20 protein-coding genes are annotated in these 25,921 nt (G+C 71.7%); 14 read left to right on the plus strand and 6 right to left on the minus strand.

What is annotated here, in order from left to right:
• From Plo01_RS15065 to mug, 5 genes are all read left to right on the plus strand, one after another.
• The gene (locus Plo01_RS15065) at positions 1-936 is read left to right on the plus strand and encodes an LLM class F420-dependent oxidoreductase (protein ID WP_203891186.1); all 936 of its coding nucleotides are present in this window, start codon (positions 1-3) and stop codon (positions 934-936) included.
• 56 nt (positions 937-992) lie between these two features.
• A complete protein-coding gene (locus Plo01_RS15070; protein WP_203891187.1) occupies positions 993-2,555 on the plus strand; it encodes a 3' terminal RNA ribose 2'-O-methyltransferase Hen1 in 1,563 nt (520 codons plus the stop codon).
• 77 nt (positions 2,556-2,632) lie between these two features.
• A complete protein-coding gene (locus tag Plo01_RS15075; protein ID WP_203891188.1) occupies positions 2,633-5,233 on the plus strand; it encodes a polynucleotide kinase-phosphatase in 2,601 nt (866 codons plus the stop codon).
• A 174-nt stretch (positions 5,234-5,407) separates the two neighbouring features.
• Positions 5,408-6,655 carry an MFS transporter gene (locus tag Plo01_RS15080; RefSeq protein ID WP_203891189.1) on the plus strand — a complete coding sequence of 416 codons (1,248 nt, stop codon included), beginning with the start codon at positions 5,408-5,410 and terminating at the stop codon, positions 6,653-6,655.
• Positions 6,656-6,684: 29 nt separating this feature from the next.
• Positions 6,685-7,236 (plus strand): G/U mismatch-specific DNA glycosylase, encoded by a 552-nt coding sequence (gene mug / locus Plo01_RS15085; RefSeq protein WP_203891190.1) that lies wholly within the window; start codon positions 6,685-6,687, stop codon positions 7,234-7,236.
• A 195-nt stretch (positions 7,237-7,431) separates the two neighbouring features.
• Here the strand turns inward: mug and Plo01_RS15090 are convergent, their stop codons facing one another.
• Both Plo01_RS15090 and Plo01_RS15095 read right to left on the minus strand, forming a co-directional pair.
• Positions 7,432-8,034 carry a DUF1707 SHOCT-like domain-containing protein gene (locus tag Plo01_RS15090; protein ID WP_203891191.1) on the minus strand — a complete coding sequence of 201 codons (603 nt, stop codon included), beginning with the start codon at positions 8,032-8,034 and terminating at the stop codon, positions 7,432-7,434.
• Positions 8,035-8,118: 84 nt separating this feature from the next.
• Positions 8,119-8,895: a PadR family transcriptional regulator gene (locus tag Plo01_RS15095; protein WP_203891192.1), complete on the minus strand. Its 777-nt coding sequence runs from the start codon at positions 8,893-8,895 to the stop codon at positions 8,119-8,121.
• A 651-nt stretch (positions 8,896-9,546) separates the two neighbouring features.
• On the opposite strand from Plo01_RS15095, the gene Plo01_RS15100 reads away from it, so the two are divergent.
• The 7 genes from Plo01_RS15100 (at position 9,547) to Plo01_RS40260 (ending at position 18,943) form a co-directional block, all read left to right on the plus strand.
• Positions 9,547-10,272 carry a metal-dependent hydrolase gene (locus Plo01_RS15100; protein ID WP_239316361.1) on the plus strand — a complete coding sequence of 242 codons (726 nt, stop codon included), beginning with the start codon at positions 9,547-9,549 and terminating at the stop codon, positions 10,270-10,272.
• A gap of 189 nt (positions 10,273-10,461) precedes the next feature.
• Positions 10,462-13,203, plus strand: coding sequence for an aconitate hydratase AcnA (gene acnA / locus Plo01_RS15105; RefSeq protein WP_203891194.1), 2,742 nt, complete (start codon positions 10,462-10,464; stop codon positions 13,201-13,203).
• 144 nt (positions 13,204-13,347) lie between these two features.
• Positions 13,348-14,073, plus strand: a complete 726-nt coding sequence (locus tag Plo01_RS15110; protein ID WP_203891195.1) for a sulfite exporter TauE/SafE family protein — start codon at positions 13,348-13,350, stop codon at positions 14,071-14,073.
• Positions 14,074-14,276: 203 nt separating this feature from the next.
• Entirely contained in the window at positions 14,277-15,395 is a 1,119-nt protein-coding gene (locus tag Plo01_RS15115) for a sugar ABC transporter substrate-binding protein (protein ID WP_203891196.1), read from the plus strand.
• Between the two features lie 67 nt (positions 15,396-15,462).
• Positions 15,463-16,227 (plus strand): ATP-binding cassette domain-containing protein, encoded by a 765-nt coding sequence (locus Plo01_RS15120; protein WP_203891197.1) that lies wholly within the window; start codon positions 15,463-15,465, stop codon positions 16,225-16,227.
• Positions 16,224-17,465, plus strand: a complete 1,242-nt coding sequence (locus Plo01_RS15125; RefSeq protein ID WP_203891198.1) for a sugar ABC transporter permease — start codon at positions 16,224-16,226, stop codon at positions 17,463-17,465. The genes Plo01_RS15120 and Plo01_RS15125 overlap by 4 nt, the downstream gene beginning before the upstream one ends.
• Positions 17,466-17,500: 35 nt before the next feature.
• Positions 17,501-18,943 carry an ROK family transcriptional regulator gene (locus tag Plo01_RS40260; protein ID WP_239316395.1) on the plus strand — a complete coding sequence of 481 codons (1,443 nt, stop codon included), beginning with the start codon at positions 17,501-17,503 and terminating at the stop codon, positions 18,941-18,943.
• A gap of 85 nt (positions 18,944-19,028) precedes the next feature.
• On the opposite strand, the gene Plo01_RS15140 is transcribed toward Plo01_RS40260, so the two are convergent.
• Complete coding sequence (locus tag Plo01_RS15140; protein ID WP_203891199.1) at positions 19,029-19,814, minus strand: neutral zinc metallopeptidase; 786 nt, start codon at positions 19,812-19,814, stop codon at positions 19,029-19,031.
• Positions 19,815-19,901: 87 nt separating this feature from the next.
• A complete protein-coding gene (locus Plo01_RS15145) occupies positions 19,902-20,672 on the minus strand; it encodes a neutral zinc metallopeptidase (RefSeq protein ID WP_203891200.1) in 771 nt (256 codons plus the stop codon).
• A gap of 217 nt (positions 20,673-20,889) precedes the next feature.
• On the opposite strand from Plo01_RS15145, the gene dxs reads away from it, so the two are divergent.
• Positions 20,890-22,809: a 1-deoxy-D-xylulose-5-phosphate synthase gene (dxs, locus tag Plo01_RS15150; protein WP_203891201.1), complete on the plus strand. Its 1,920-nt coding sequence runs from the start codon at positions 20,890-20,892 to the stop codon at positions 22,807-22,809.
• On the opposite strand, the gene Plo01_RS15155 is transcribed toward dxs, so the two are convergent.
• Both Plo01_RS15155 and Plo01_RS15160 read right to left on the minus strand, forming a co-directional pair.
• Entirely contained in the window at positions 22,754-23,494 is a 741-nt protein-coding gene (locus tag Plo01_RS15155) for a DedA family protein (RefSeq protein ID WP_203891202.1), read from the minus strand. The genes dxs and Plo01_RS15155 overlap by 56 nt on opposite strands.
• Positions 23,495-23,651: 157 nt before the next feature.
• Positions 23,652-24,761, minus strand: a complete 1,110-nt coding sequence (locus Plo01_RS15160) for an FAD-dependent monooxygenase (RefSeq protein WP_203891203.1) — start codon at positions 24,759-24,761, stop codon at positions 23,652-23,654.
• A 181-nt stretch (positions 24,762-24,942) separates the two neighbouring features.
• Between Plo01_RS15160 and Plo01_RS15165 the strand changes: the two genes are divergently transcribed.
• Positions 24,943-25,875: a TetR/AcrR family transcriptional regulator C-terminal domain-containing protein gene (locus Plo01_RS15165; RefSeq protein WP_203891204.1), complete on the plus strand. Its 933-nt coding sequence runs from the start codon at positions 24,943-24,945 to the stop codon at positions 25,873-25,875.
• Positions 25,876-25,921 lie beyond the last annotated feature (46 nt).

Genomic DNA, 25,921 nt, shown 5'->3' on the forward strand with positions numbered 1-25,921 from the left:
ATGAAGTTGAGGATCTTCACCGAACCGCAGCAGGGCGCCACCTATGACGAGCTGCTGACGGTCGCGCGGACGACGGAGCGGCTGGGGTTCGACGCCTTCTTCCGTTCCGACCACTACATGCGGATCGGGCCGGGCGACCACGGCCCCGGATCGACCGACGCCTGGGTGACCCTCGCGGGCCTGGCCCGGGAGACCTCCACGATCAGGCTCGGCACGCTGGTCACCCCGGCGACCTTCCGGCTGCCCGGGGCGCTGGCCGTCAGCGTGGCCCAGGTGGACCAGATGAGCGGGGGCCGGGTCGAGCTGGGCCTGGGCACCGGCTGGTTCGATTCCGAGCACACGGCGTACGGGATCCCGTTCCCGCCGGTCAGCGAGCGCTTCGCCCGGTTCGAGGAGCAACTGGAGATCCTCACCGGGCTCTGGACCACGCCCGCGGGCAAGACCTTCTCCTTCGAAGGCTCCCACTACCGGCTCGCCGACTCCCCCGCGCTGCCCAAGCCCGCGCAGAGCCCCCGGCCGCCGATCATCATCGGCGGGTTCGGGGCGCGGCGGACCCCGCGGCTGGCCGCCCGCTTCGCCGACGAGTACAACCTGCCCTTCCGCACCCTCGAGGACACGGCCGTGGGCTTCGGCCGGGTCCGGGAGGAGTGCGAGGCGCGGGACCGGTCCCCGATCGTGCTCTCGGTCGCGCAGACCGTCTGCGTCGGGTCCGGCGACGCCGAGATCGCGCGCCGGGCCGAGGCGATCGGGCAGGACGTGGCGGCCCTGCGGGCCGGCGGGCTGGCGGGCACCCCCGCCGAGGTGGTCGAGAAGATCGGGAAGTTCGCCGAGCTGGGCGCCGACCGGGTCTACCTGCAGGTGATGGACCTGGGCGACCTGGACCACCTGGAGCTCATCGCCGCGGAGGTCCTGCCGCACGTGCAGGGCGGTCAGTGATCGCCGGGCGGGATAATCGCTGGTCAGACGCTTCCGGCTGAGCCATACTTTTCCGGGTGTTGCTCACCATATCCACGACCGCACGGCCCGCCACCGACCTCGGCTTCCTGCTGCACAAGCATCCGGACCGGGTCCAGGAGTTCGGCCAGTCGTACGGCGTGGCCCGAGTCTTCTACCCGGAGGCGGGCGAGGAGCGCTGCACGGCGGCGCTCATGCTCGACGTCGACCCGGTCCGGCTGGTGCGTTCACGCGGCCGGTCCACGCCCGACTACGCCCTGGGGCAGTACGTCAACGACCGCCCCTACGCGGCCTCCTCGCTGCTGGCCGGGGCGCTGGCGGACGTCTTCCGCACGGCCCGCGCGGGCCGCTGCAACGCCCGGCCCGAACTGGCGGCCGGGCCGATCCCCCTGGAGATCACGCTTCCCGCGCTGCCCTGCCGGGGCGGCCCCGAGCTGGCGCACCGGGTGTTCGAGCCGCTGGGCTGGGAGGTCGAGGCGCGGGCCGTACCGCTGGACGAGGAGTTCCCGGAGTGGGGCGACTCCCGCTACGTGCGGCTGGCGCTGCGCGGCGAGGTCCGGCTGGCCGACGCGCTCAACCAGCTCTACGTGCTGCTGCCCGTCCTGGACGACGCCAAGCACTACTGGATCGCCCCCGACGAGGTGGACAAGCTCATCCGCGCGGGCGAGTCGTGGCTGGCCGCGCACCCCGAGAAGAACCTGATCACCCGCCGCTACCTCGGCCGCCGCTGGGCTCTCGCCCGCGCGGCCTTCGCCCGCCTGGCCGAGCTCGGCGACGACGTGGAGGAGGACCTGGAGCCGCCCATCGAGGAAGAGCTCACCGCTTCGTCGGAGGAGTTCCCCGAGCCGCTCCTGACAGAGACCGTGGTCCCGCCGGCGGAAGAGGCCCTCGCCGGCCTCCCTCCGGTCCCCGGCCCCGGAACCCCCGCCGCCCCGGCCGGGGACGGTTCCGTCCAGCCCGGGCGCGGAGATGGTGCGGCCGTGTCCGGGGAGAAGCGGCCGCTGAACGTGGCGCGGCGCGAGGCGGTGGTCGGCGTGCTCCGGGAACTGGGCGCGCGCAAGGTCATCGACCTGGGCTGCGGGACCGGGCAGCTGGTCGGGGCGCTGCTGGCGGACCCCGCCTTCACCAAGGTCGCCGGGACGGACGTGTCGGCGCAGGCGCTGACGGTGGCCGCCAGGAAGCTCAGGCTCGACCGCATGCCCGATCGGCAGCGGGAGCGGCTGGAGCTGTTCCAGGGGGCCCTGACCTACGCCGACGAGCGGTTCGCCGGTTATGACGCCGCCGTGCTCATGGAGGTCGTCGAGCACGTCGACCCCCCGCGCCTGCCGGCGCTGGAGCGGGTGGTCTTCGGTGAGGCCCGTCCCCGGCACGCCGTCGTGACCACGCCCAACGTCGAGTACAACGTGCGCTACGAGTTCCTGACGGGCATGCGCCACCCCGACCACCGCTTCGAGTGGACCCGGGCCGAGTTCGCGGCCTGGGCGGCGAAGGTGTGCGGCGAGTACCGCTACACCGTCGCCTTCCGCCCGGTCGGGGACGACGACCCCGAGCTGGGCCCGCCCACGCAGATGGCCGTCTTCACGCTGGAGGGGGCGGAATGACGGAGAACACCGCCCCGGGGAGCGGGAGGGACACGGCGACCGGGACCACCGTCCCGGAGGGAGAGGGAAGAAGCGGAATGACCGAGATCGGGATCCCGGCGATGTCGCTGGTCGTGCTCGTCGGGGTGTCCGGGAGCGGGAAGTCGACCTTCGCGCGCACGCACTTCGCGCCGACCCAGGTCATCTCCTCGGACTTCTGCCGGGGCCTGGTCGCCGACGACGAGAACGACCAGGCGGCCACGCCGGACGCCTTCGACGTGCTCCACTACATCGTGCGCACCCGGCTCAAGCGGGGCCTGCTCACCGTCGTGGACGCCACCAACGTCCAGTGGGAGGCGCGCAGGCAGCTGATCGACCTCGCCAAGTCGCAGGACGTCCTGGTCGACGCGATCGTCCTCGACGTCCCCGAGGAGGTCGCGGTCGAGCGCAACGAGACCCGGCCCGACCGGGACTTCGGGGCGCACGTGGTACGGCGCCAGCGCAAGGAGCTGAAGCGCTCCCTGGGGAAGATCTCCCGGGACGGCTTCCGCCGGGTCCACGTGCTGCGCGGCGTGGAGGAGATCGAGGCCGCCACGGTCGTCACCGAGAAGGCGTGGACCGACCGCCGCGAGCTGACCGGGCCGTTCGACATCATCGGCGACGTGCACGGCTGCCGCGCCGAGCTGGAGGCGCTCCTGCGCGAGCTGGGCTGGGAGATCGAGCCCGGCGGCGTCGGCGCGTCCCACCCCGAGGGCCGCACGGCGGTGTTCGTCGGCGACCTGGTGGACCGCGGACCGGACACGCCGGGCGTGCTCCGGCTGGTCATGGGCATGGTCGCGGCCGGGACCGCGCTGTGCGTGTCGGGCAACCACGAGCAGAAGCTCGCCCGCGCGCTGAACGGGCGCAAGGTGCGCGTCGCCCACGGCCTGCAGGAGTCGCTGGACCAGCTCGCCGCCGAGCCGGAGGAGTTCCGCACGGCCGCGCTGGCGTTCATGGACGGCCTGATCAGCCACTACCAGCTCGACGGCGGCCGGCTCGTGGTCGCGCACGCAGGGCTGAAGGAGGCCTACCACGGCCGCGCCTCCGGCCGGGTGCGCTCCTTCGCGCTGTACGGCGACACCACCGGGGAGACCGACGAGTACGGCCTGCCGGTCCGCTACCCCTGGGCGCGCGAGTACCGGGGCCGGGCCATGGTCGTCTACGGGCACACGCCGGTCCCCGAGGCCGAGTGGATCAACAACACGATCTGCCTGGACACCGGCGTGGTGTTCGGCGGCAAGCTGACCGCGCTGCGCTACCCGAGCCGGGAGATCGTATCGGTGCCCGCGGAGCGGGTCTGGTACGAGCCGGCCAGGCCGCTCACCGCGCCCGGCTACCGCGACCCCGGGATGTTGTCCATCGCCGACGTCCAGGGCACCAAGCACATCGAGGTGCGCCACGGCGGCGGCCGGATCAAGGTCAGGGAGGAGAACGCCGCCGCGGCGCTGGAGATCATGAGCCGGTTCGCGGTCGATCCGCGCTGGCTGGTCTACCTGCCGCCGACCATGGCCCCGCCGGAGACCTCCCGGCTGGACGGCTACCTGGAGCACCCGGCCGAGGCGTTCGACGAGTTCGCGGCGGCCGGGGCGGGCCGGGTGGTGTGCGAGGAGAAGCACATGGGCTCGCGGGCGGTGGCCGTACTGACCAGGGATGCCACGGCCGCGGAGGCGCGGTTCGGGGTCGAGGACGGGAGCGCGGGGGCGGTCTACACCCGCACCGGGCGGCCGTTCTTCGACGACCCGGCGGTCGCCGGCGGGCTCGTGGACCGGCTCCGGCAGGCGTGCGCGCCGCTCATGGACGAGCTGGGCTCGGACTGGCTGGTGCTGGACTGCGAGCTGCTGCCCTGGTCGGCCAAGGCGGAGGGGCTGATCCGCAGCCAGTACGCGTCGGTGGGGGCGGCGGCCCGCACCGCGCTTCCGGAGGCGATCGCGGCGCTGGAGGCGGCGGCCGGGCGCGGCCTGGGTGTGGGCGGTCTGCTGGACCACGCCCGACGCCGTCTGGACAACGCTGCCCGGTTCAGGGACGCCTATGCGCGTTACTGCTGGCCGGTCTCCGGGCTGGACGGCCTGCGCGTGGCGCCGTTCCAGATCCTGGCGTGCGAGGGCCGGGCGACCGCGGCGACCGAGCCGCACCCCTGGCACCTGGACCTGCTGTCCCGCCTGGACGACCCGCTGATCGCGCCCACCCGGCACGTCTACGTCGACCTGGACTCGGCGGAGTCGAGGCGGGCGGCGACCGACTGGTGGTCGGAGCTGACGGCCGGGGGCGGGGAGGGCATGGTGGTCAAGCCGGTCACCATGGCCGCCGCGCCGCAGGGCCGTACCGGGGAGAGCGTCCCGGACGGCGGGCCCGAGGGCGGGCCGGAGGGCGGGGCACGGGAGCCGCGGGCGGAGAAGGCGCGCACGGGCCGGGTGCAGCCCGGGATCAAGGTCCGCGGACGGGAGTACCTGCGGATCATCTACGGCCCCGACTACACCGAGAGCCTGGACGTCCTGCGCAACCGCTTCCTCGGCCGCAAGCGCTCCCTGGCCCTGCGCGAGCACGCGCTCGGCCTGGAGGCGCTGTCCCGCCTGGCCGAGGGCGAGCCGCTCTGGCGGGTGCACGAGCCGGTCTTCGCCGTCCTCGCCCTGGAGTCGGAGCCGGTCGACCCCCGCCTCTGAGGCTTCGGACAGGCCTTCGCAGGACCCGCGCGGACCCATCGGATCCGCGCGGGCCGGCAGGGGGGCCGGTGCGGCCGGAGACGAGGTTTCCAGGGGTGTGTTCCGCCGGTACGGCCCCGGGCGCACTCCGCCGGTTGATTTGCGGCTTCTGTCGGCGGTGTGAAGGATGCGGGGATGATCTCCCCCAGCCTCTTCCGGCGCCGTTCCTTCCTCCTCTTCCTCGCCGGTGACATGGGTTTCCAGGCCGCCGTGTACGTCCAGGCGAGTGTGATGAGCCTGCTCGTCATAAACGCGGTCATGGGAAACGGCGGGGGCTACACCTACTTCGGCCTGGTGATGATGCCGGAGGGTCTGCTCCCGCTGCTGCTGGCGCTCCCCCTGGGCGTGCTGATCGACCGGATGCGGCGCAGGTCCGTGCTCGTGGCCGTGAGCCTGCTGGCGGCGTTCCTCTTCCTCTCCGTCTCAGCCGCGGAGTGGCTGGGGGTGAGCACTCTGCCGCACCTCGCAGCGGTGGGCGCGTTCCTGGCGGTGCTGCGGGCCACCGGGGAGAACGCTCGCAACTCCTTCCTGCCGTCCGTCGCCGGACGAGACTGGCTGGTCCCGGCGAACGCCGCGCTGACGATCGTGCCGGGGATCCTCGTGCCTCTTCTCATCTTCCTGCCGTTGAGCGAGGAGACGGTGAAGGGTTTCTCCGCCGTCGTCCTGCTCGGCGCGGCCGTGCTCTCCGCCGCCGCGGCGCTGATGTTCCGGGGGATCGCTGCACCCGAGGAACCCCCGGGGCCGCGGAAGGCCCTGTGGCGGGAGACGGCCGAAGGGGTGCGTTTCACGTTGCGTCATCCGGTGCTCCGGGCGATCGCCCTGTACCTGGTGCTGTCGGTGCTGTTCGAAGGGGTGATCGACGAGGCCGGGGACGAGTTGCGCTCGCCGTACGGCACTGAGGCGGCAGGGCTGTCATGGCTGTGGTGGGGCGCGTCTCCCACCGGGGCCCTGCTGGCCGTTCTGCTGTACCGGCGGGTCGGCGCCCTCCGGCTGGCGTGGCTGACCGTGCTGGTGACCCAGCCGTTCGCGCTCCTGTTCGCGCTGGGCGGCACGGTATGGGAAACGGCCGGGCAGGTGCTCGGCACGTACGTCCCGGGGATGGGGTGGACACTCACCGCGATCATTCTGCTCAGCCACCGCCAGGCGGTCACACCCGATCGCCTGCTGGGCCGGACAGGGGCCACGCTGTTCATGATCGCGGGTCTGGCGGGAATCCTTGAGGGACCGCTGGAGTCACTCGCCGACGCGCTCGCCGAAGGGGTGAGCCCGCTCCTGATCCTGGTGCTAGGCACGGCGGGCGCGCTCACCGCCGCCGTGCCGCTGATGCGGGTCCGGGCCCGGGCCGGGGCGGAGGAGCGGACGGCGGCGGGCCGGGATGAGTGAAAGCCGTCTGGGAGGGGAGGGAAGCGTTCATGCCTCCGACGAGAGCCGAGCTTGAGGCGGCCAAGGACCTGACCGTCGACGACATCCTGGGCCCCGGGTTGGACGTGCTGTTCTGCGGGATCAACCCGGGCCTGTACTCGGCCGCCACCGGGCGTCACTTCGCCCGGCCGGGCAACCGGTTCTGGCCGGCCCTGCACCGCTCCGGCTTCACGCCCCGGCTGCTGTCCCCGGCGGAGCAGGACCTGCTGCCCTCCTTCGGGCTGGGCATCACCAACGTCGTGCCGCGCGCCACGGCCCAGGCCGCGGAGCTGTCGGACGAGGAGTACCGGGAGGGCGGTCTGCGGCTGGCGCGGCTGGTCGCCGAGGTCGCGCCCCGGGTGCTGGCGGTGGCGGGGGTGACGGCCTACCGGACGGCGTTCGGGCGGCCCAAGGCCGCGGTCGGGCCGCAGGAGGACCGGGTCGGGGAGACGGCGGTCTGGGTGCTGCCCAACCCCAGCGGGCTGAACGCCCACTGGACGCTGGACCGGATCGCCGGGGAGATGCGACGGCTCCGGGAGTCCCTGGGACGGCCGCCGCTCTGACGCCGCTCTGACGCCCCTCCGCGTCGTTCCGGCTCGCCTCTCCGACGCCTCCGAGAGTCGTTCCGGGTCCGAGTTCCGGGCCGCCTCCTGACGCCCCTCCGGGGCGTTCCGGGCCGCTCCGGCGTGTTTCCCCGACCTGCCGGCGCGGCGCGTCCGTGTGACGCGCCGCACGGGAGGGATCCCGGCGCCGGGAGGCTAGAAGGCGCCGGGGCGGCTGGGCCGGCGGGCGTGGCCCCGGTGGCGGACCACCCGCAGCAGCGTCACCGCCAGCCAGGCCAGGAAGAGGAACTTCAGCACCCCGAACCCGGCGACGGCCACTCCGGCGACCAGCAGCACCAGCAGCAGCGGCGCGACGGGCGGCCCGCCCCGGCGGGCCATCGGGTGCCGGTGCCAGCCGCCGTGCCGTGCCGCGTGCCGGTGCCAGGCGGCGTGTCGTTCCGCGTGCCGGCGCCAGGCCTCCCGCCGCTGCTCCCGCCACATCGCCTTCCACTGCGCCCGCTCCGCACGCCAGGCCGCGTGCGCCGCCCCGGGGCCGGCGAGCACGCCGTACCGGAAGGCTCCGTCCCGGAAGGCGTCCCCGGGAACGCCGCGGCGGGCGTCGGCGGGCGGTTCGTACGGGTCGGGGAGGTTCTCCTGGGCCCGGGCGAGGTCGCCCCCGGTGCGGGCGGACAGGGCCAGGCCGAGACGCTCGTCGAGCTCCTCGTGGGTCAGGCGGCCGTGGGCGTAGTGCTCGCGCAGCACCGCCATCGCCGCATCGCGTTCCGCGTCTCCGACGCGGAGGTCGTCCCGGGGGGTCATGTGTGCTCCTCGTCATCGTGGAAATGGAATCGGTATGGAAACGCCCTCGGCGGGCCGACCCCCGGGGGGTGGGCCCGCCGTCCTCTACTCGTCGGCGGGGTCGCCCTCGGCGAGGATCTGATAGAGCTTGCGGCGCGTCTCGATCAGCTGCTGGCGCGCCTGCCGGATCTGCGCCTCGCTCCCGGTCTGCAGGATCTGCAGCATGGCGAACCCGGACTGGCGGGCCAGGTCCATCAGCTCCCGGGTGGTGTCGTCGACGTCGGGCGTCATCTCCTCCCACGGCGCGCGCACCTCGTCGGGGTGCGCGGTGACGTAGGCCCGGCCCTCCTCGGTGAGGCGGAAGGTCTTGCGGCCGTCGTTCTCCTCGGCCAGGACCAGGCCCTCGTCGGTGAGCTGCTGAAGCGCCGGGTAGACCGCGCCGGGGCTGGGCTTCCACCCGCCCTGGCTCCGCTCGGCGATCTCCTGGATGATCTGGTAGCCGTTGCGCGGCTCCTCGGAGAGCAGCGCCAGGATGGCGGCGCGGACGTCGCCCCGCTTGGCCTTGCGGCCCCGGCCGAACGGCGGCCGCCCGCCCCAGGAGCCGCCGCGCCCCGGGCCGCCCCAGGGACCGCGCCCGAAGTCCCAGGGGAAGCCGCCCCAGGGGCCGCCCCGATGGCCGCGGTGGCGGTGCTCGTGCGGGCCGCCCTCGTATGGGCCGCCCTCGCGCGGGCCGGGCGGACCGTGCCGCCCCGGCGCGCCCGCCTGATGCCGGCTCTCGTTCACGGCGCGCCATGCCTCCCTGGCGGCGCGCTTCATCTGGCGGCGGATCTCACGCGGGTCCGTGCCCGCCCAGCGGTCGCCCATCGAGTGTGCGTATGTCATGTCGTTCCTCCGAAGGTTCGCGATCGCCATTCGATCGCTCTCGACTCTTCAAAGATATATCGAGAACATTCTTATGACAACCCTCTGTCGTGGAACGCGTCTTCCTCGGGAAAGTCGCCGACCGTGACGATGGGGATACTGAGCGACAAGATGTCGCCCGTGCGGTCGAAGAAGTGAGATAGATCACTCGATTCTCGCCGGATTTCGGAACAAGCACCGAGACCTACACGTTACAAAGGACATAGACGGGATTCGTTCCGCGCCGGAAGGGCTGGGGGGTGCTTTCGGCACGGAACGGTCCCGTCTGTCGTTTCTCCTGCCGGAGGCTCTCGTCACAGGGAAATTTCCACCGCTGGACGGTTGTCGCGGGGAACTTCTACGGATCGGCGACCCGGGCGGCGCCGGGGTCCGCGACCGCCTCGACGGCGCCCGGAACCGCGGCGGTGACCTGTCGGTGGCCCCGCGGCGACCCATTGATGACCCGTCGGTGACCCGTCGGTCCTTGATCCCGCCCGGCCGCCGCGGAGTGCCGCGAAGCAGGACGGATGGGCCCGATCTGTCGGGTGACGGTGCAAGCCGGCGTCATCCCCCGAGGGGCGGCTTTGCCGTACAGTCGATCACTGTGATCGTGATGGTGGTGGTTGAGCGGTGATGGGGCACACGCACGCGCTGACGGGGGCGATCGCCTGGCTGGGGGTGGCGCCGACGCTGGCCGCGCTGCCGCTGCTGACCGAGTCCTCCCGGTTCGTCGAGACCGGGATCATGGTGAACGCGATGAACCCGGCCGAGTTCGTCGCGGGCGCGCTGATCTGCGCCGGGGCCGCGATGCTGCCGGACCTGGACCATCCCAGCGCGACGATCGCGCAGACCTTCGGCCCGGTCACCTGGGCGCTGAGCAAGGCGGTCAACTGGCTGGCCGGCGGGCACCGGCACGCCACGCACTCGCTGCTGTTCGCGGTGGGGGCCGGGTTCGGCGCCCACTATCTGGCCAACAGCCTCCCGCTCGGCCGGGACATCCTGGTCGTGCTGCTGATCGGCCTCGCCCTGCGGGCGATCGGCATCGGGGTCCCGGGCAAGAAGTTCGCCTCGGCGATGGTGAACATCGCCATGACCGCCGGGCTGTTCGCGGTGTTCCGCTCCGACAACGTGGGCTACGCCTGGCTGGGGCTGGCCGTCGCGATCGGGTGCCTGGTGCACGTGGTGGGGGACTGCTGCACCGAGAAGGGCTGCCCGGTCCTGTGGCCGATGAGGCAGCGCTGGCTGCTGCCGTGGAAGATCGGCATCAAGACGGGCCGCGCCTTCGAGCAGAAGTTTCTCGCGCCGGTACTTTCCGTCGTCGTTCTGGGCCTGTTGTACTGGCGCCTCGTCCCGGCCTGACCATACTGGTGGGTAACTTGATGTCGAGATATCTGGGGGATATCTTGATGTCGAGACAACCGCTGCAACCTGCGGGGGGCCGTCGGTTAGGCATACCTAACTGACGTGGGCACTTCCGCGGTGCGGCAGGATTTCAGTTGCGCCTCTGGACGAGGCGCGCAGACGACTTGGCGATGAGGGAGGCGAATCGTGTCCGCGAACAGCTTCGGCAGCCGTGACACGCTCCGCGTTGGCGACGCGGCTTACGAGATCTACCGGCTGGACGCCGTCGAGGGGTCGGGACGCCTCCCGTACAGCCTGAAGATCCTGCTGGAGAACCTGCTCCGCACCGAGGACGGCGCGAACATCACCGCCGACCACATCCGGGCGCTGGGCCAGTGGGACCCCTCCGCGGCCCCGAGCGTGGAGATCCAGTTCACCCCGGCCCGCGTGATCATGCAGGACTTCACCGGCGTCCCCTGCGTCGTGGACCTGGCCACCATGCGTGAGGCCGTCCGCGACCTCGGCGGCGACCCCTCCAGGATCAACCCGCTGGCCCCGGCGGAGATGGTCATCGACCACTCCGTCATCGTCGACTTCTTCGGCGGCCCGGACTCCTTCCGGCGCAACGTCGAGCGGGAGTACGAGCGCAACCGCGAGCGCTACCAGTTCCTGCGCTGGGGCCAGACCGCCTTCGACGAGTTCAAGGTGGTCCCGCCGGGCACCGGCATCGTGCACCAGGTGAACATCGAGCACCTCGCCCGCGTGGTCATGATCCGCGACGGCAAGGCCTACCCGGACACCTGCGTCGGCACCGACTCCCACACCACGATGGAGAACGGCATCGGCGTGCTGGGCTGGGGCGTCGGCGGCATCGAGGCCGAGGCCGCGATGCTCGGCCAGCCGATCTCCATGCTGATCCCGCGCGTGGTCGGCTTCAAGCTGACCGGCAAGCTGCCCGCCGGGGCCACCGCCACCGACCTGGTGCTCACCATCACCGAGATGCTGCGCAAGCACGGCGTCGTCGGCAAGTTCGTCGAGTTCTACGGCGAGGGCGTCTCCAGCGTGCCGCTGGCCAACCGCGCCACCATCGGCAACATGAGCCCCGAGTTCGGCTCGACCTGCGCGATCTTCCCGATCGACGGCGAGACCGTCAACTACCTGAAGCTCACCGGCCGCTCCGACGAGCAGGTCGCCCTGGTCGAGGCCTACGCCAAGACCCAGGGCCTCTGGCTCGACCCCTCGGCCGAGGAGCCGGTCTTCTCCGAGTACATCGAGCTGGACCTGGCCACCGTGGTCCCGTCTATCGCCGGCCCCAAGCGCCCGCAGGACCGCATCGCGCTGTCCGCGGCCAAGGAGACCTGGCGTCGCGACGTGCGCAACTACGTCACCGACTTCGACGGCGACGGCGTGGACGAGGCCGTCGAGGAGAGCTTCCCGGCCTCCGACGCCCCGGCCTCCAACGCCCGCGCCGACGGCGTCCGCCCGCACAAGCCGGTCCCGGTCACGCTGGCCGACGGCACCGGCTTCGAGATCGACCACGGCGTGGTGACCATCGCGGCCATCACCAGCTGCACCAACACCTCCAACCCGTACGTCATGATGGGCGCCGCCCTGCTGGCCAAGAAGGCGGTGGAGAAGGGCCTGACCCGCAAGCCGTGGGTCAAGACCTCCCTCGCCCCCGGCTCCCAGGTCGTCACCGGCTACTTCGAGCGCTCGGGCCTGCAGCCGTACCTCGACAAGATCGGCTTCAACCTGGTCGGCTACGGCTGCACCACCTGCATCGGCAACTCCGGGCCGCTGGACGAGGAGATCTCGGCCGCCATCCAGGAGCACGACCTCACGGTCACCGCGGTGCTGTCCGGCAACCGCAACTTCGAGGGCCGCATCAACCCCGACGTCAAGATGAACTACCTGGCCTCGCCGCCGCTGGTGGTCGCCTACGCGCTCGCGGGCACGATGGACATCGACCTGAACAACGAGCCGATCGGCACCGGGTCCGACGGGCAGCCGGTCTTCCTCAAGGACATCTGGCCGTCGCCGGAGGAGGTCTCCGAGGTCGTCAGCGGCTCGATCGACCAGGAGATGTTCCTGCGCGACTACGCCGACGTCTTCAAGGGCGACGAGACCTGGCAGTCGCTGCCGATCCCGACCGGCGACACCTTCGAGTGGGACCCGGCCTCGACCTACGTCCGCAAGGCCCCCTACTTCGACGGCATGCCCGCCCAGCCGGAGCCCGTCACCGACATCACCGGCGCCCGCGTGCTGGCCAAGCTCGGCGACTCGGTCACCACCGACCACATCTCCCCGGCCGGCTCCATCAAGCCGGGCACCCCGGCCGCGGAGTACCTGCGGGAGAACGGCGTCGAGGTCAAGGACTTCAACTCCTACGGCTCCCGCCGCGGCAACCACGAGGTGATGATCCGCGGCACCTTCGCCAACATCCGGCTGAAGAACCTGCTCCTGGACGGCGTGGAGGGCGGCTACACCCGCGACTTCACCCAGGACGGCGCCCCGCAGAGCTTCATCTACGACGCCTCCGCCAACTACCAGGCCGCGGGCATCCCGCTCGTCGTCCTGGCCGGCAAGGAGTACGGCTCCGGCTCCTCGCGCGACTGGGCGGCCAAGGGCACCGCGCTGCTCGGCGTCCGCGCCGTCATCGCCGAGTCCTACGAGCGCATCCACCGCTCCAACCTGATCGGCATGGGCGTGCTGCCGCTGCAGTTCCCCGAGGGCGAGACCGCGTCCTCGCTGGGCCTGACCGGCGAGGAGACCTTCGACATCACCGGTGTCGAGGAGCTCAACAAGGGCGGCATCCCGCGCACCGTGACGGTGAAGGCGGGCGACAAGGAGTTCCAGGCGGTCGTGCGCATCGACACCCCGGGCGAGGCGGACTACTACCGCCACGGCGGCATCATGCAGTACGTCCTGCGCTCCCTGCTCGCCAAGTAGCGGGCAGCCGGGCGGGGCCGCGCGGCCCCGCCCGCATCAGGAGGACCTCGGGCGGCCGCCCGGCGGGAACGCGTCCCGCCGGGCGGCCGCCGTCGTTCCGGGCTCTTCGGGGCCCTTCCCGCGGCCGGGTCTACGGTCGCACGTATGAGTGACGAGCTGCTGACATTGGGGCTGGCGGGGCTGGCGGTGTTCGCCGGGGCGGTCGTCCAGGGGGCGGTCGGGTTCGGGCTGGGGCTGGTGGCGGCCCCGATGATCACTATGCTGGCGCCCTCCGTCATGCCCGGGGCGATCCAGATGGTGAACGTCACATTGCCGCTGTTCACTCTCATGGCGGAGTGGCGCAGGGTGGACTGGAGGGGGCTCGGCTTCGCGGTGCTGGGCCGGCTGCCGGGCAGCTTCGTGGGCGGCCTGGTGGTCGTCTACGTCTCCACCCGCCTCCTGGGCGTCCTGGTGGCCGTGATGGTGCTGATCGCGGTGGTCCTCACCGTACGGGCGGCGGCCGTGCCGCGCACTCCCGCGACCCTGACGGGGGCCGGTTTCGTCTCGGGGATCACCGGCACCGCGACCGGGATCGGCGGCCCGCCGATCGCCCTCGTCTACCAGAACGCCAAGGGCCCGCAGATCCGGGCCACCCTGGCGATGTTCTTCTTCCTCAGCGCCGCGCAGTCGCTGGCGATCCTCGCGCTCCTGGGCCGGTTGCCGGTCGGGGCGGCGACGTTCGGGGCGGCGCTCGTCCCCTTCGTGATCGTGGGCTTCCTGGCCTCCGGGCCGCTCCGGCGCTATCTGGACGCCGGACGGGTCAGGACGGCGGTCCTCGTGGTGGTCACCCTCTCGGCCCTGGGGCTGATCGTGCAGAGCGCCCTGGGTTAAAGCCGCGTTTCTGGATTGTTACCAGCCACAACAAATTTTGGCCATCCGAGGGCTAGCGTTCCTGGCTGGCGGGGAATACGTTGCCGCAAACAACATTCAACGGCACGGCGCACCGCGACCCGGGGCGGCCGTACCGCTGACTCGGCATGCCGCACTTCATACCCCCCACTTCACGAAGTTCTCGAAGAAAGGACCCGTGCACCATGCGCAAGGGGATCCTCAGCCTGACCGCCGCCGCCGCGGCCATGACCCTCGGTCTCACCGCCTGCGGGAGTGAGGGCGGCGACACCGGTGCCCAGGCCAGCCCGGCCCCCGGCGAGAGCAAGCCCGCCGCCGCCGGAAAGATCGGCGTCATCCTGCCGGACAGCAAGTCCTCCGCCCGCTGGGAGACCGCCGACCGCAAGTACCTGGAGGAGGCGTTCAAGGCCGCGGGCGTGGCCTACGACATCCAGAACGCACAGGGTGACAAGACCCAGTTCCAGACCATCGCCGACCAGATGATCACCAATGGGGCCACCGTCCTGATGATCGTCAACCTGGACAGCGGCACCGGCAAGGCCGTGCTCGAGAAGGCCAAGAGCCAGGGCGTGGCCACCATCGACTACGACCGCCTGACCCTGGGCGGCGGCGCCGCCTACTACGTGAGCTTCGACAACACCAAGGTCGGCACCCTGCAGGGTGAGGGCCTGGTCAAGTGCCTCACGGACAAGAAGGCCGAGAAGCCGATCGTGGCCTACCTCAACGGCTCGCCGACCGACAACAACGCCACGCTGTTCAAGAACGGCTACGACGGCGTGCTCAAGCCCAAGTTCGACGCGGGCGAGTACGTCAAGGGCCCGGAGCAGTCGGTGGAGAACTGGGACAACACCAAGGCCGGAACGCTCTTCGAGCAGATGCTGACGGAGAAGCCGGACATCGCCGGCGTGCTGGCCGCCAACGACGGCCTCGGCAACGCCGCCATCACCGTGCTGAAGAAGAACAAGCTCAACGGGAAGGTCCCGGTCACCGGCCAGGACGCCACCGTGCAGGGCCTGCAGAACATCCTCGCCGGCGACCAGTGCATGACGGTCTACAAGGCGATCAAGAAGGAGGCCGAGGCGGCCTCCGCGCTCGCGATCGGGCTGGCCAAGGGTGAGAAGCCCGCGGCGACCGGCACGGTCAAGGACACCGAGAGCGGCGCGGACGTGCCCGCCGTCCTGCTCGACCCGCAGCCCATCTTCTTCGAGAGCGTCAAGGACGTCGTCGCCGACGGCTTCGTGACCAAGGAAGAGCTGTGCACCGGCGACTTCGCCGCCAAGTGCACCGAGGCCGGAATCCAGTAACGCGCCGTGAGGGTACGGCCGGCCGCCCCGGCGGCGGCCGTGCCCTCCCCGCATCCGAGGAGCAGCTATGACCCCCGTACTGGAACTCCGCGGGATCGACAAGAGCTTCGGTCCCGTCCAGGTCCTGCACGACGTCGCCCTCACCGTCCGCGCCGGAGAGGTGACCGCGCTGGTCGGCGACAACGGCGCCGGCAAGTCCACCCTCGTCAAGTGCGTCGGCGGCATCCACCCGATCGACTCCGGCGAGTACCTCTTCGAGGGCAAGCCCGTCCACGTCCACAGCCCCCGTGAGGCCGCGGCGCTGGGCATCGAGATCGTCTACCAGGACCTCGCGCTCTGCGACAACCTCGACATCGTCCAGAACATGTTCCTCGGACGAGAGAACAAGCGGGGCCTCGTCCTCGACGAGGACACCATGGAGGAGATGGCGGCCAGGACCCTGGCGAGCCTGTCGGTCAAGACCGTCAAGTCCATCCGCCAGCACGTCTCCAGCCTCTCCGGCGGCCAGCGGCAGACCGTCGCCATCGCCAAGGCCGTGCTCTGGAACAGCAAGGTCGTCATCCTCGACGAGCCGACCGCGGCGCTCGGCGTCGCCCAGACCGCCCAGGTGCTGGAGCTGGTCCGCCGCCTGGCCGACCAGGGTCTCGCCGTGGTCCTCATCTCGCACAACATGAACGACGTGTTCGCCGTGTCCGATCGGATCGCCGCGCTCTACCTCGGCCGGATGGCGGCCCAGGTGAAGACCTCCGACGTCACGCACTCGCAGGTCGTCGAACTGATCACCTCCGGCCGGAGCGGGGACCTCGGCCTGACCAACGGAGTTCCGGCATGACCGCCACCATCGAGCAGAAGCCCGAGGCCCCCTCGATCACTTCCAACGTCCGCGGCTACGCCGAGCGGGTCCGGGGCGGCGACATGGGCGCGCTGCCCGCGGTGCTCGGCCTGATCGTGCTCTGCACGGTCTTCGCGATCATGCGCCCGTCCTTCTTCACCGCGGGCAACTTCGCCAACCTGTTCACCCAGGGCGCGGCGGTCACCGTGATCGCCATGGGCCTGGTGTTCGTGCTCCTCCTCGGCGAGATCGACCTGTCGGCGGGCTTCGCCAGCGGCGTCTGCGCGGCGGTGCTCGCGATCCTGCTCGCCGAGCAGGGCCAGCCGTGGTACGTGGCGGCGCTCGCCGCGATCGCCGTCGGCACGGTGATCGGCGTCGTCCTCGGCACGCTCGTGGCCAAGCTCGGCATCCCCTCCTTCGTGGTGACGCTGGCCGCCTTCCTCGGCTTCCAGGGCCTGGTCCTGGTGCTGGTCGAGGGCGGCACGAACATCTCCGTCCGCGACGAGACGATCCTGGCGATCTCCAACAACAACCTCTCGCCCGTGCTGAGCTGGGGGATGCTGGCCATCGGGGTCGGCGGCTACGCCGCGATCCAGCTGCTGCGGGCCCGCAAGCGGAGCAGGCGCAACCTGGCCTCCGACCCGATCTCGCTGATCGCGGTCCGGGTGGGGGCGCTGGCCGCGCTCGGCGGTCTCGCCGTCTACGTCCTCAACCTGGAGCGCAGCCGCAACGCCGCGCTGGTCTCGCTCAAGGGCGTGCCGGTCGTCGTGCCGATCATCATCGTGCTCCTGGTGGTCTGGACGTTCGTGCTGCGCCGTACGGCCTTCGGCCGTCACCTGTACGCGGTCGGCGGCAACGCCGAGGCCGCGCGCCGGGCGGGCATCAACGTGGACCGGATGAAGATCAGCGCCTTCGTGATCTGCTCCTCCATGGCCGCCGTCGGCGGCATCATCGCGGCCTCCCGGGCCAGCTCGGTCGACCCGAACACCGGCGGCAGCAACGTGCTGCTCTACGCCGTGGGCGCGGCCGTGATCGGCGGGACCAGCCTGTTCGGCGGCAAGGGCCGGGTGCTGGACGCGGTCCTGGGCGGCGCGGTGGTCGCGGTCATCGAGAACGGCATGGGCCTGATGGGCTACGGCTCGGACGTCAAGTTCATCGTCACCGGGTCGGTGCTGCTCCTGGCGGCGAGCGTGGACGCGCTGTCCCGCAAGCGGGCCGCCGCCACTGGGCTAAGGTGACCGGTGATCCTAACCCCCTGAAGGAACACCACGTGATGCGGGCCGGCCCCTCCCAAGAGGAGATCAGGCGCCACAACCTCGGCGCGCTGCTCCGCCATGTCCACCTGAGCGGGCCCACCTCGCGAGCGGAGCTCACCAACCGGATGGGGCTCAACCGCAGCACCATCATGGCGCTCACCGCCGACCTCACCGCCGCGGGCCTGGTCAGGGAGGAGCTCCCGCGGGAGACCCGCCGGGCCGGGCGCCCCTCCCTGGTGGTCCGCCCGGAGTCGGCCCGGGTCTACGTGTTCGCCTTCGACGTGGGCGTCGACCGGCTGGTCGCCGCCCGCGTCGGCCTGGGCGGCACGATCCTGGACCGGCGCGAGACGGTCCGGCGGCGCGGGCCCTTCTCACTGGACGACGTCGTCGGCCCGCTGGCCGCCTTCGCCCGGCAGATGCACCGCAAGACCCGGCCCGACACGGTCTGCGTCGGGATCGCCGCGGCCTTCTCCGGAGGGGTCGACCGGGGTGACGGCGTCGTGCGCTTCGGGCCGAACATGGGCTCGGTGGACGTGCCGTTCGGCGAGGAGCTGGCCCGCCGCCTCGGCCTCGGCCTGCCCGTGTCGGTCGGCAACGACGCCAATCTCGGGGCCCTGGCCGAGCACACCCGCGGCGTCGGCGTCGGCTGCCGCGACCTGATCTACCTCCACGGCGACGTCGGCATCGGCGGCGGCGTGATCGTCAACGGCGCCCTGCTCGGCGGTCATCGCGGCTTCGGCGGCGAGGTCGGGCACATGGTCGTCAACCCCGGCGGCCGCCCCTGCGGCTGCGGCTCGCTCGGCTGCCTGGAGGCCGAGGTGGGGGAGCGCGCCCTGCTGGAGGCCGCCGGGCGTTTCGGAGCGTTCGCCCCCCAGCCCCGGGACGGTTCCCAGCCCTGGGCCGGCGCGGCCTTCCGGGACGACGAGCGGTCCGGGGGCGACGCCCGGCTCGCGGACGGCGGGCGGCCCGCGGACCCGGCGGACGGCGCGCGCTCCGGCGAGACCGCTCCACCGGGCGATGCCGCCCGGCCCGGGGACGGTTCCCCGGTTCCGGCGGGCTCGTCCCCTCCGGCCGGCTCCCCGCCCCCGGCCGACTCCGGCGGCGCGCTGGTCGGCCGGGACGCCGTCCGCGCCGTGGTCGACGCCGCCGACCGCGGCGACATCGTCGCCCAGGCGGCGCTCAGCCGGGTGGGCGACTGGCTCGGCCTCGGAGTCGCCAACCTCGTCAACATCTTCAATCCCGAGATGGTCGTCTTCGGCGGCATGCTCCGCGAGGTCTATCTCGGCGCCGCCGCCCAGGTCCGCAGCCGTCTGGCGACCGACGCGCTCTCCCCGGCCCGGGAGCACCTGCGCCTGCGCACCTCGGCCCTCGGCGATGACGCCACTCTCGTCGGCGCCGCCGAACTCGCCTTCACGAAGGTCCTCGCCGACCCCCTCGAAGTCCTCGCCCGGGGGTCCTGACCGGCCGGAGCCGTACCGGGCGGAGAAGAACGAGAACCCGCCGCACGGGACCGTGCGGCGGGTTCTCGCGGTCGGGGTCGGAGGGTCAGGAGACCTTGGAGGCGGAGGCGGTCCAGGTGTTGCAGGAACCGGGGCCCTCCTGGTCGAAGCCGCGCTTCAGCCAGTAGGCGATGTTGCGGGCCTTGCCGTGGCTGGCGGTGTCGTACGCGGCGCGGAGGACGTAGGTGAAATCGGACGGACGACGGTTCAGGGACCGCCAGACGCTGCCGATGAAGACGCCGCTCAGGCACTCGGCCTGGAGCTCGCTCTTCCGCAGGTCGGGGAGAACGGCCTTCAGGCTCTTGGTCCTGGCGTGCTTGCGGTGGAAGGCGGGCAGGATCCCGGAGAGCTGCTGCACGTGGTGGCCGTACTCGTGCGCCATCACCTGGAACAGGAAGAGCTCACCGGACTCGCGCAGGATCCCCTGGTCGAGCAGGAAAGTGATCTTCTTGTTGATCGGGCAGTAGACCGCCTGGGCGCCCTCGGGGAACCCGCCGCAGCCGGTGGGGAAACCGATGCGGCGGGTGGTCTCGAACTTGGGCTTGGAGAAGGGCAGCTTCGCCTTGGCGAACTGCGCCTCCCACGACTCGTTGAGGCACTCCAGCACGAACTCCAGGTAGACCCGGGAGGAATCCAGGTCGTCGGGGAGGACGGGCTGCTCCTGGCAGGACCGCGAGTCGAGTTTCCCGGTCTTGTAGATCGGGTTATCGGTCAGCGCCTTGTTCCCGCTGGGCACCGGTCCGCTCTGCGCCGCGCTGTCGGCGACGGCCGTACCGGCGAACAGCAGGCTTGCGAGCACCCCGGACAGCAGGGCGGCGAAAGGGATACGCATGGTCGAAAACCCTATTGCACGTAAAAGGCAAGGTGAAAGCAATATTTGATCATGTAAGGGGAGAGGGGCCGCCCGGGTGCGGTCCGGTCAGGCCACGGTGCGGTTGGGGGCGGTCCAGGTGTTGCAGGACGACGGGGAGCCGGAGTTGAAGCCGCGCTGCATCCAGTACGCCTGGCTGCGGCCCTTGCCGTGGTCGTTCTTCGGCCAGGCCTTGTGGCCGTTCTCGGCGGTCCACTCGACCATGGCGTCCCAGTGCTCCTGGGTGAGCTCCAGGTCCTCGGCGGCCCCGCGAAGGAAGGCCGAGGCCAGGCAGTCGGCCTGGAGTTCGAGGCGGCGGGAGAGCGCGAGCTTGGTGGAGGCCCTGGCCCGCCAGGCGACCTTGCTGTAGTACGGCAGGATGCCGGCGATCTGCTGGATGTGGTGCGCGTACTCGTGGGCCATGAACTGCGCGTGGTTCGGCCCGTAGGGGTTCTTGAGCACCGCGCGGGTCACGCCGATGTACATGGTGCGGTTGCTGGAGCAGTAGTAGCCGCCCGCGCCGCTGGGCCACTTGCCGCAGGGGCTGCTCACCTTGGAGGTGACGAAGCGCAGCTTCGGCAGGCTGAAGGAGAGCCCGGCCTTGCGGAACTGGGTCGCCCACGCCCTCCCCAGGCAGCGGTTGACGCGCGTCATGAAGACCCGGTAGGAGGCGGCGCTCCCCGCGCGGAGCGTGCCGGTCGAGCATCGGACCGTGGGCATCGAGCCGGTGCGGTAGAGGGGGTTCGCCGTCGCGGCCGCCTTGCCGGTGGGAACCGGCCGTGCGGCGGGGGCCTGGACGGGAGCGGCCTGGGCGGGGGCGGTGACCGTGACGGGGGTCACGGTGCCCGTTCCCGCCTCGTCTCCGCCTGTCGCTGCGGAGAAGGCTACAGATGCGAACAGAAGTGACGACAGTAGAGCAGAGGGAAGCACGTTCATGATGTGCAAAAGGTTAGGGCAAGTGTGAATAAAACGTGCGGTTTCCGCTCCTATGGAAGGCACTGGTTGGGGAGCGAACTAGACTCGCGTTGATGATGGCTGGACATGAGGGGATGATTCCGTGAGCGAGCGGACCGCACGGCCGGGCAGGCTTCTGGAGTCGGTCAAGGGACCACGGGACCTCAAGCTGCTGGGTGCGGACGAGCTGCCCGTCCTGGCCGCCGAGATCAGGGATCTGCTCGTCGCCTCCACCGCGCGCACCGGCGGACATCTCGGTCCCAACCTGGGTGTGGTCGAGCTGACCATCGCCCTGCACCGCGTCTTCGACTCGCCGCGCGACCGCATCCTGTGGGACACCGGCCATCAGGCGTACGTCCACAAAATGCTCACCGGCCGCGCGGGGATGTTCGACACCCTGCGCCAGGAGGGCGGCCTGTCGGGCTACCCGAGCCAGGCCGAGTCCGAGCACGACATCATCGAGAACTCCCACGCCTCCACCGCGCTGTCGTACGCCGACGGCCTGGCCAAGGCGTACAAGCTGCGCGGCGAGAGCGACCGCTCGGTGGTCGCGGTGATCGGCGACGGCGCCCTCACCGGCGGCATGGCCTGGGAGGCGCTGAACAACATCGCCGGGCAGAAGGACCTGCCGGTGATCATCGTGGTCAACGACAACGGCCGCTCGTACTCCCCGACCATCGGGGGACTGGCCAACCACCTGGCCTCGCTGCGCACCAGCCAGCGCTACGAGGACGTGCTCGACTTCGTCAAGGACAACCTGACGCGGGTGCCCGTGGTCGGCCCGCCGGTCTACGACGCGCTGCACGGCGTCAAGAAGGGGCTCAAGGACGTCCTGGCCCCGCAGGCCATGTTCGAGGACCTGGGCCTGAAGTACATCGGGCTGGTCGACGGCCACGACGAGGAGGCCGTGGAGGCCGCGCTGCGCAAGGCCCGGGGCTTCCGCCGCCCGGTGATCGTGCACGTGCTCACCAAGAAGGGCTTCGGCTACTCGCCCGCCGAGAACCACGGCGAGGACTGCTTCCACTCGCCGGGCGTCTTCGACCCGCTGACCGGGGAGGAGAAGCCCAAGCCGCACGGCTGGACCAACGTCTTCAGCCAGGAGATCGTACGGCTCGGCGCCGAACGGCAGGACATCGTCGCGATCACCGCCGCGATGCTCGGCCCGACGGGGCTGATCCCGTTCTCCGAGGCCTACCCCGACCGCCTCTACGACGTCGGCATCGCCGAGCAGCACGCCCTGACCAGCGCCGCGGGCCTGGCGCTGGGCGGCCTCCACCCGGTCGTGGCGGTCTACGCGACCTTCCTCAACCGGGCCTTCGACCAGCTGCTGATGGACGTCGCCCTGCACCGGCTGCCGGTCACGGTCGTGCTCGACCGGGCGGGCGTCACGGGCGACGACGGCGCGAGCCACAACGGCATGTGGGACCTGTCGATCCTGCAGGTCGTCCCCGGCCTGGCCGTCGCGGTCCCGCGTGACGAGCCGCGCCTGCGCGAGCTGCTGGCCGAGGCCGTGGCGGTCGAGGACGGCCCCACCGTCGTGCGCTTCCCCAAGGGCCCGGTCGGCCCGGAGATCGAGGCGGTCGGCAAGCTCGGTGAGATGGACGTGCTGCGCGCGGGCGACCCCGACGTGCTGCTGGTCTCCGTCGGCCCGATGGCCGAGCTGTGCCTGGAGGCCGCCGGCCTGCTCGACGCCCAGGGCATCTCCGCCACCGTGGTGGATCCGCGCTGGGTCAAGCCGCTGGACGAGGCGCTGGTGGCGGCCGCCCGCGTGCACAAGCTGGTCGTGGTGGTCGAGGACAACGGCCGGGTCGGCGGCGTCGGCGACGCGGTGGCCCGCATGCTGCGCGACGCCGACGTGGACGTCCCGGTCCGCACCTACGGGATCCCGCAGCGCTTCCTGGACCACGCCAAGCGGGCGAAGATCCTCGGTGAGATCGGGCTGACCGCCCAGGACGTCGCCCGCGAGATCACCGAGGCGGTCGCGAAGCGGTCTCCGGTTCTGGAGAACCACCCGGCGCGCTGACCCCGGCGGAACCGGATCCGCCGGGCCCGTCGAGGGCGCCGGCGGTACCGGGCTCGCCGGAGGCGTCGGAGGTCTCGGACTCCGCCCGCGCGGCCCTGGTCGCGCGGGCCCGCCGGCCGATCACGGCCAGGCCGGCGACCAGCAGCGCGGCGCACGCGGCCAGGGGCACCGTCAGGTGCTGGTTCTCCCGCACGAACTCCGCCGCCAGGGATCCCAGCGTCAGGTAGGTCGTCACCCAGGCCGCCCCGCCCAGCAGCGCCCAGCGGATGAAGCTCCGGTACGGCATGCCGAGCGCCCCGGCGAGGACGGGGATCAGCGAGTTCACCACCGGCAGGAAGTGGGCGGCGGCCAGGGCGGGACCGCCGCCGTCGCCGGTGGCGATCCGCTCGGCGCGAGCCCAGCGGTGCTCCCCGACCCACCGGCCGGCCCGGCTGTGGCGGACCCGCGAGCCGTACCGGTGGCCCAGCAGCCAGCCGCCGCTGGCCCCCAGGCAGCAGCCGATCGTGCCGACCACCGCGACCGGCAGGATCTCGGCCGGGCCCGTCAGGGCGGCGCCGGCCACGAGGATCGACGCGTCCGCGGGGACCACCAGCCCGGTCAGCAGGGTGTTGTCCAGTATCAGTACGGCCATCAGCACCCCGCCCACCAGGTAGGGGTCCAGTTGGGCCAGTATGTCCAGGATCATGCCCCCATCCTTCCCGCCGGAGGCGGCGAGGAGATCCGGACTTTCCCCTAGAAGAACCCTTAGTTCTGGCGACGCCACGATCGGGTGCGGGCCTGCCGCGCGGGCTGCCGTGAGGGCCTGTCGTGCGGGGCTGCCGTGCGGGTCTGCCGTACGGGGCTCAGGCGTCGAGGGAGATCGCGTTCTTGGCCCGCTCGACCGACTCCTCGGGGGCCGGGCCGCCGGGGTTCTCGGTGGCCAGCGCCTGGTTGAGCGCGACGAAGGGGCGCATGCGCTCCTCGTAGCCGGCGAACGCGGCGCGGTGGTCGCCGCGGGCCCGGCCGAGCTCGTCGGCCAGGACGTAGGCGCCTGCCAGGGACAGGCTGCTGCCCTGCCCGGACATCGGCGACGGGCAGTAGCCGGCGTCGCCGAGCAGCACCACCCGCCCCGACGACCAGCGGTCCATGCGGACCTGCGCCATCGAGTCGAAGTAGAAGTCGGGGGCCTCCCGCATGGCCTTCAGCAGCCGCGGGGTCTCCCAGCGCAGGCCGGAGCAGTGCTCCTCGACGAGCTGCCTGTGCCGCTCGACGTCGCGGTGGTCGTAGGCGAACGGCTCGGCGCCGAAGCCGATGGTGACCCTGAGCTCGGTGTTGTCGCGCACCGGGTAGATGCCGTATCCGGCGCCGCCCTCGTTGAGCCAGACCTGCCAGTCTTCCAGGCCGAGGAAGTTGTCCGTGCTGAAGATCGCCAGGTGGGTGCCCAGGTGGTGGAGGAACCGCTCCTCCTCGCCGAAGACGAGCCGGCGCACGTTCGAGTGCAGTCCGTCGGCGCCCACCACGAGGTCGAACTCCCGGGTCGCGCCGCCGTCGAAGCCGGCCAGGACGCCGTGCCCGTGCTCCCGCAGCGTGGCGATGGAGTCGCCGAAGACGTACTCGACGTCGTCGCGCGTGAGCTCGTGCACCATCCGGACGAGGTCCTCGCGCAGCAGCTCGACGTCGTCGTTGTCGAGCCGGCCGCCGCTGTAGGTGGCCTCGGTGTCGCGCATGATCTCGTTGCCGTCGCCGTCGAGCACCGACATGCCGCGCATGCGGGTGCGGTTGCGCCGTACCTCCTCCAGCAGGCCCATGCGCTCGACGACGCCGAGCGCGGCACCGCGGATGTCGATGGCCTGCCCGCCGGTGCGCACCGCCGGGGCCCGCTCGACCACCGTCGGGACGAATCCGTGGCGGCGCAGCCAGTAGGCCAGGACCGGGCCGGCGACGCCCGCGCCCGAGATGAGAACCGTCGTCATGGGAGAGCCCCCTCGAGGAATACGCTGGAATGCGTTGGTGTACCTTGTACGCAACTGAATGTACGACGTACGAACAGGGCCGTCAACCAGGCATTTTTCTCTTCCTGAACTAGTACAGAAGGGAGGGTCGGCGAGGGATCCCTGGTATTGTCTGTACTAGGACAGCCGGAAAGGGGTGCCGATGGCCGGGGAAATCGACCCGCCGTACCTGCGGATCGCCGCCGAGATCCGCAGGAGGATCGCCGACGGAGAGCTGGCGCCGGGCGACCGGGTGCCCTCGACGCGGCAGATCGCGCGGGAGTGGGGTGTCGCCCTGGCGACCGCGACCAGGGCGCTGGCCACGCTGAGCCAGGAGGGCGTCGTGCGGGCCCAGCCCCGCGCGGGCACCGTGGTGGCGCCGCGCGACGCCGTACCGGAGCGGGCGCGGCCCCGGGCGGCCGGCGCCGACCGGGAGCTCACCCGCGAGCGGGTCGTGCGCGCCGCCGTCGAGATCGCCGACGCCGAGGGGCTGGAGGCGCTGTCCATGCGCGGCGTCGCCGCCCGGCTGGGCGTGGCCACCATGTCGCCCTACCGCTACGTGGGCGGCAAGGACGATCTCATCCTGCTCATGGCCGACGCCGTCTACGCCGAGGCGTCCTATCCCGACGACCCCCCGCAGGGCTGGCGCGCCCGCCTGGAGCTGGGCGCGCGCACGATGTGGGGGCTCCACCGGCGGCATCCGTGGCTGGCGCAGATCAGCTCGCTGAACCGGCCGCTGGCCCTGCCCGGCCTGGCGACGCACTCCGAATGGGTGCTGGCGGCCCTCGACGCCCGCGGGCTCGAACCGGAGGCCGCCTTCAACCTGCACCTGCTGCTCTACACCCACGTCCACGGCCTGGCCGTCAACCTGGAGCGGAGGGCACAGGCCGAGGCCGCCAGCGGCCTCACCGACGACCAGTGGGTGGACTCCCAGCAGGCCGCGTTCGACGCGCTGGCCGCCTCGGGCCGCTATCCCACGTTCGCCAAGATCCTTACGTCCTTCGCCGGCGGCTACGACCTCGACCTCGACGCGCTGTTCGAGCTCGGCCTGACGGCGCTCCTGGACGGCTTCGCCGCCCTCCCCGAACTGTCCTGACGCTCCCGGCCCGCATGGGCCGCCGATCACGGGGAAGCACCGGGGA

Source organism: Planobispora longispora, assembly GCF_016863135.1.
GTDB classification, from domain to species: Bacteria; Actinomycetota; Actinomycetes; order Streptosporangiales; family Streptosporangiaceae; genus Planobispora; species Planobispora longispora.

Excerpts from the sequence above, each read along its gene's own strand:
- Plo01_RS15065 (WP_203891186.1), top strand. The coding sequence starts at position 1 with ATGAAGTTGAGGATCTTCACCGAACCGCAGCAGGGCGCCACCTATGAC.
- Plo01_RS15075 (WP_203891188.1), top strand. The coding sequence starts at position 2,633 with ATGACCGAGATCGGGATCCCGGCGATGTCGCTGGTCGTGCTCGTCGGG.
- Plo01_RS15080 (WP_203891189.1), top strand. The coding sequence starts at position 5,408 with ATGATCTCCCCCAGCCTCTTCCGGCGCCGTTCCTTCCTCCTCTTCCTC.
- mug (WP_203891190.1), top strand. The coding sequence starts at position 6,685 with ATGCCTCCGACGAGAGCCGAGCTTGAGGCGGCCAAGGACCTGACCGTC.
- Plo01_RS15090 (WP_203891191.1), bottom strand. The coding sequence starts at position 8,034 with ATGACCCCCCGGGACGACCTCCGCGTCGGAGACGCGGAACGCGATGCG.
- Plo01_RS15095 (WP_203891192.1), bottom strand. The coding sequence starts at position 8,895 with ATGACATACGCACACTCGATGGGCGACCGCTGGGCGGGCACGGACCCG.
- Plo01_RS15100 (WP_239316361.1), top strand. The coding sequence starts at position 9,547 with ATGGGGCACACGCACGCGCTGACGGGGGCGATCGCCTGGCTGGGGGTG.
- Plo01_RS15110 (WP_203891195.1), top strand. The coding sequence starts at position 13,348 with ATGAGTGACGAGCTGCTGACATTGGGGCTGGCGGGGCTGGCGGTGTTC.
- Plo01_RS15115 (WP_203891196.1), top strand. The coding sequence starts at position 14,277 with ATGCGCAAGGGGATCCTCAGCCTGACCGCCGCCGCCGCGGCCATGACC.
- Plo01_RS15120 (WP_203891197.1), top strand. The coding sequence starts at position 15,463 with ATGACCCCCGTACTGGAACTCCGCGGGATCGACAAGAGCTTCGGTCCC.
- Plo01_RS15125 (WP_203891198.1), top strand. The coding sequence starts at position 16,224 with ATGACCGCCACCATCGAGCAGAAGCCCGAGGCCCCCTCGATCACTTCC.
- Plo01_RS40260 (WP_239316395.1), top strand. The coding sequence starts at position 17,501 with ATGCGGGCCGGCCCCTCCCAAGAGGAGATCAGGCGCCACAACCTCGGC.
- Plo01_RS15140 (WP_203891199.1), bottom strand. The coding sequence starts at position 19,814 with ATGCGTATCCCTTTCGCCGCCCTGCTGTCCGGGGTGCTCGCAAGCCTG.
- Plo01_RS15155 (WP_203891202.1), bottom strand. The coding sequence starts at position 23,494 with ATGATCCTGGACATACTGGCCCAACTGGACCCCTACCTGGTGGGCGGG.
- Plo01_RS15160 (WP_203891203.1), bottom strand. The coding sequence starts at position 24,761 with ATGACGACGGTTCTCATCTCGGGCGCGGGCGTCGCCGGCCCGGTCCTG.
- Plo01_RS15165 (WP_203891204.1), top strand. The coding sequence starts at position 24,943 with ATGGCCGGGGAAATCGACCCGCCGTACCTGCGGATCGCCGCCGAGATC.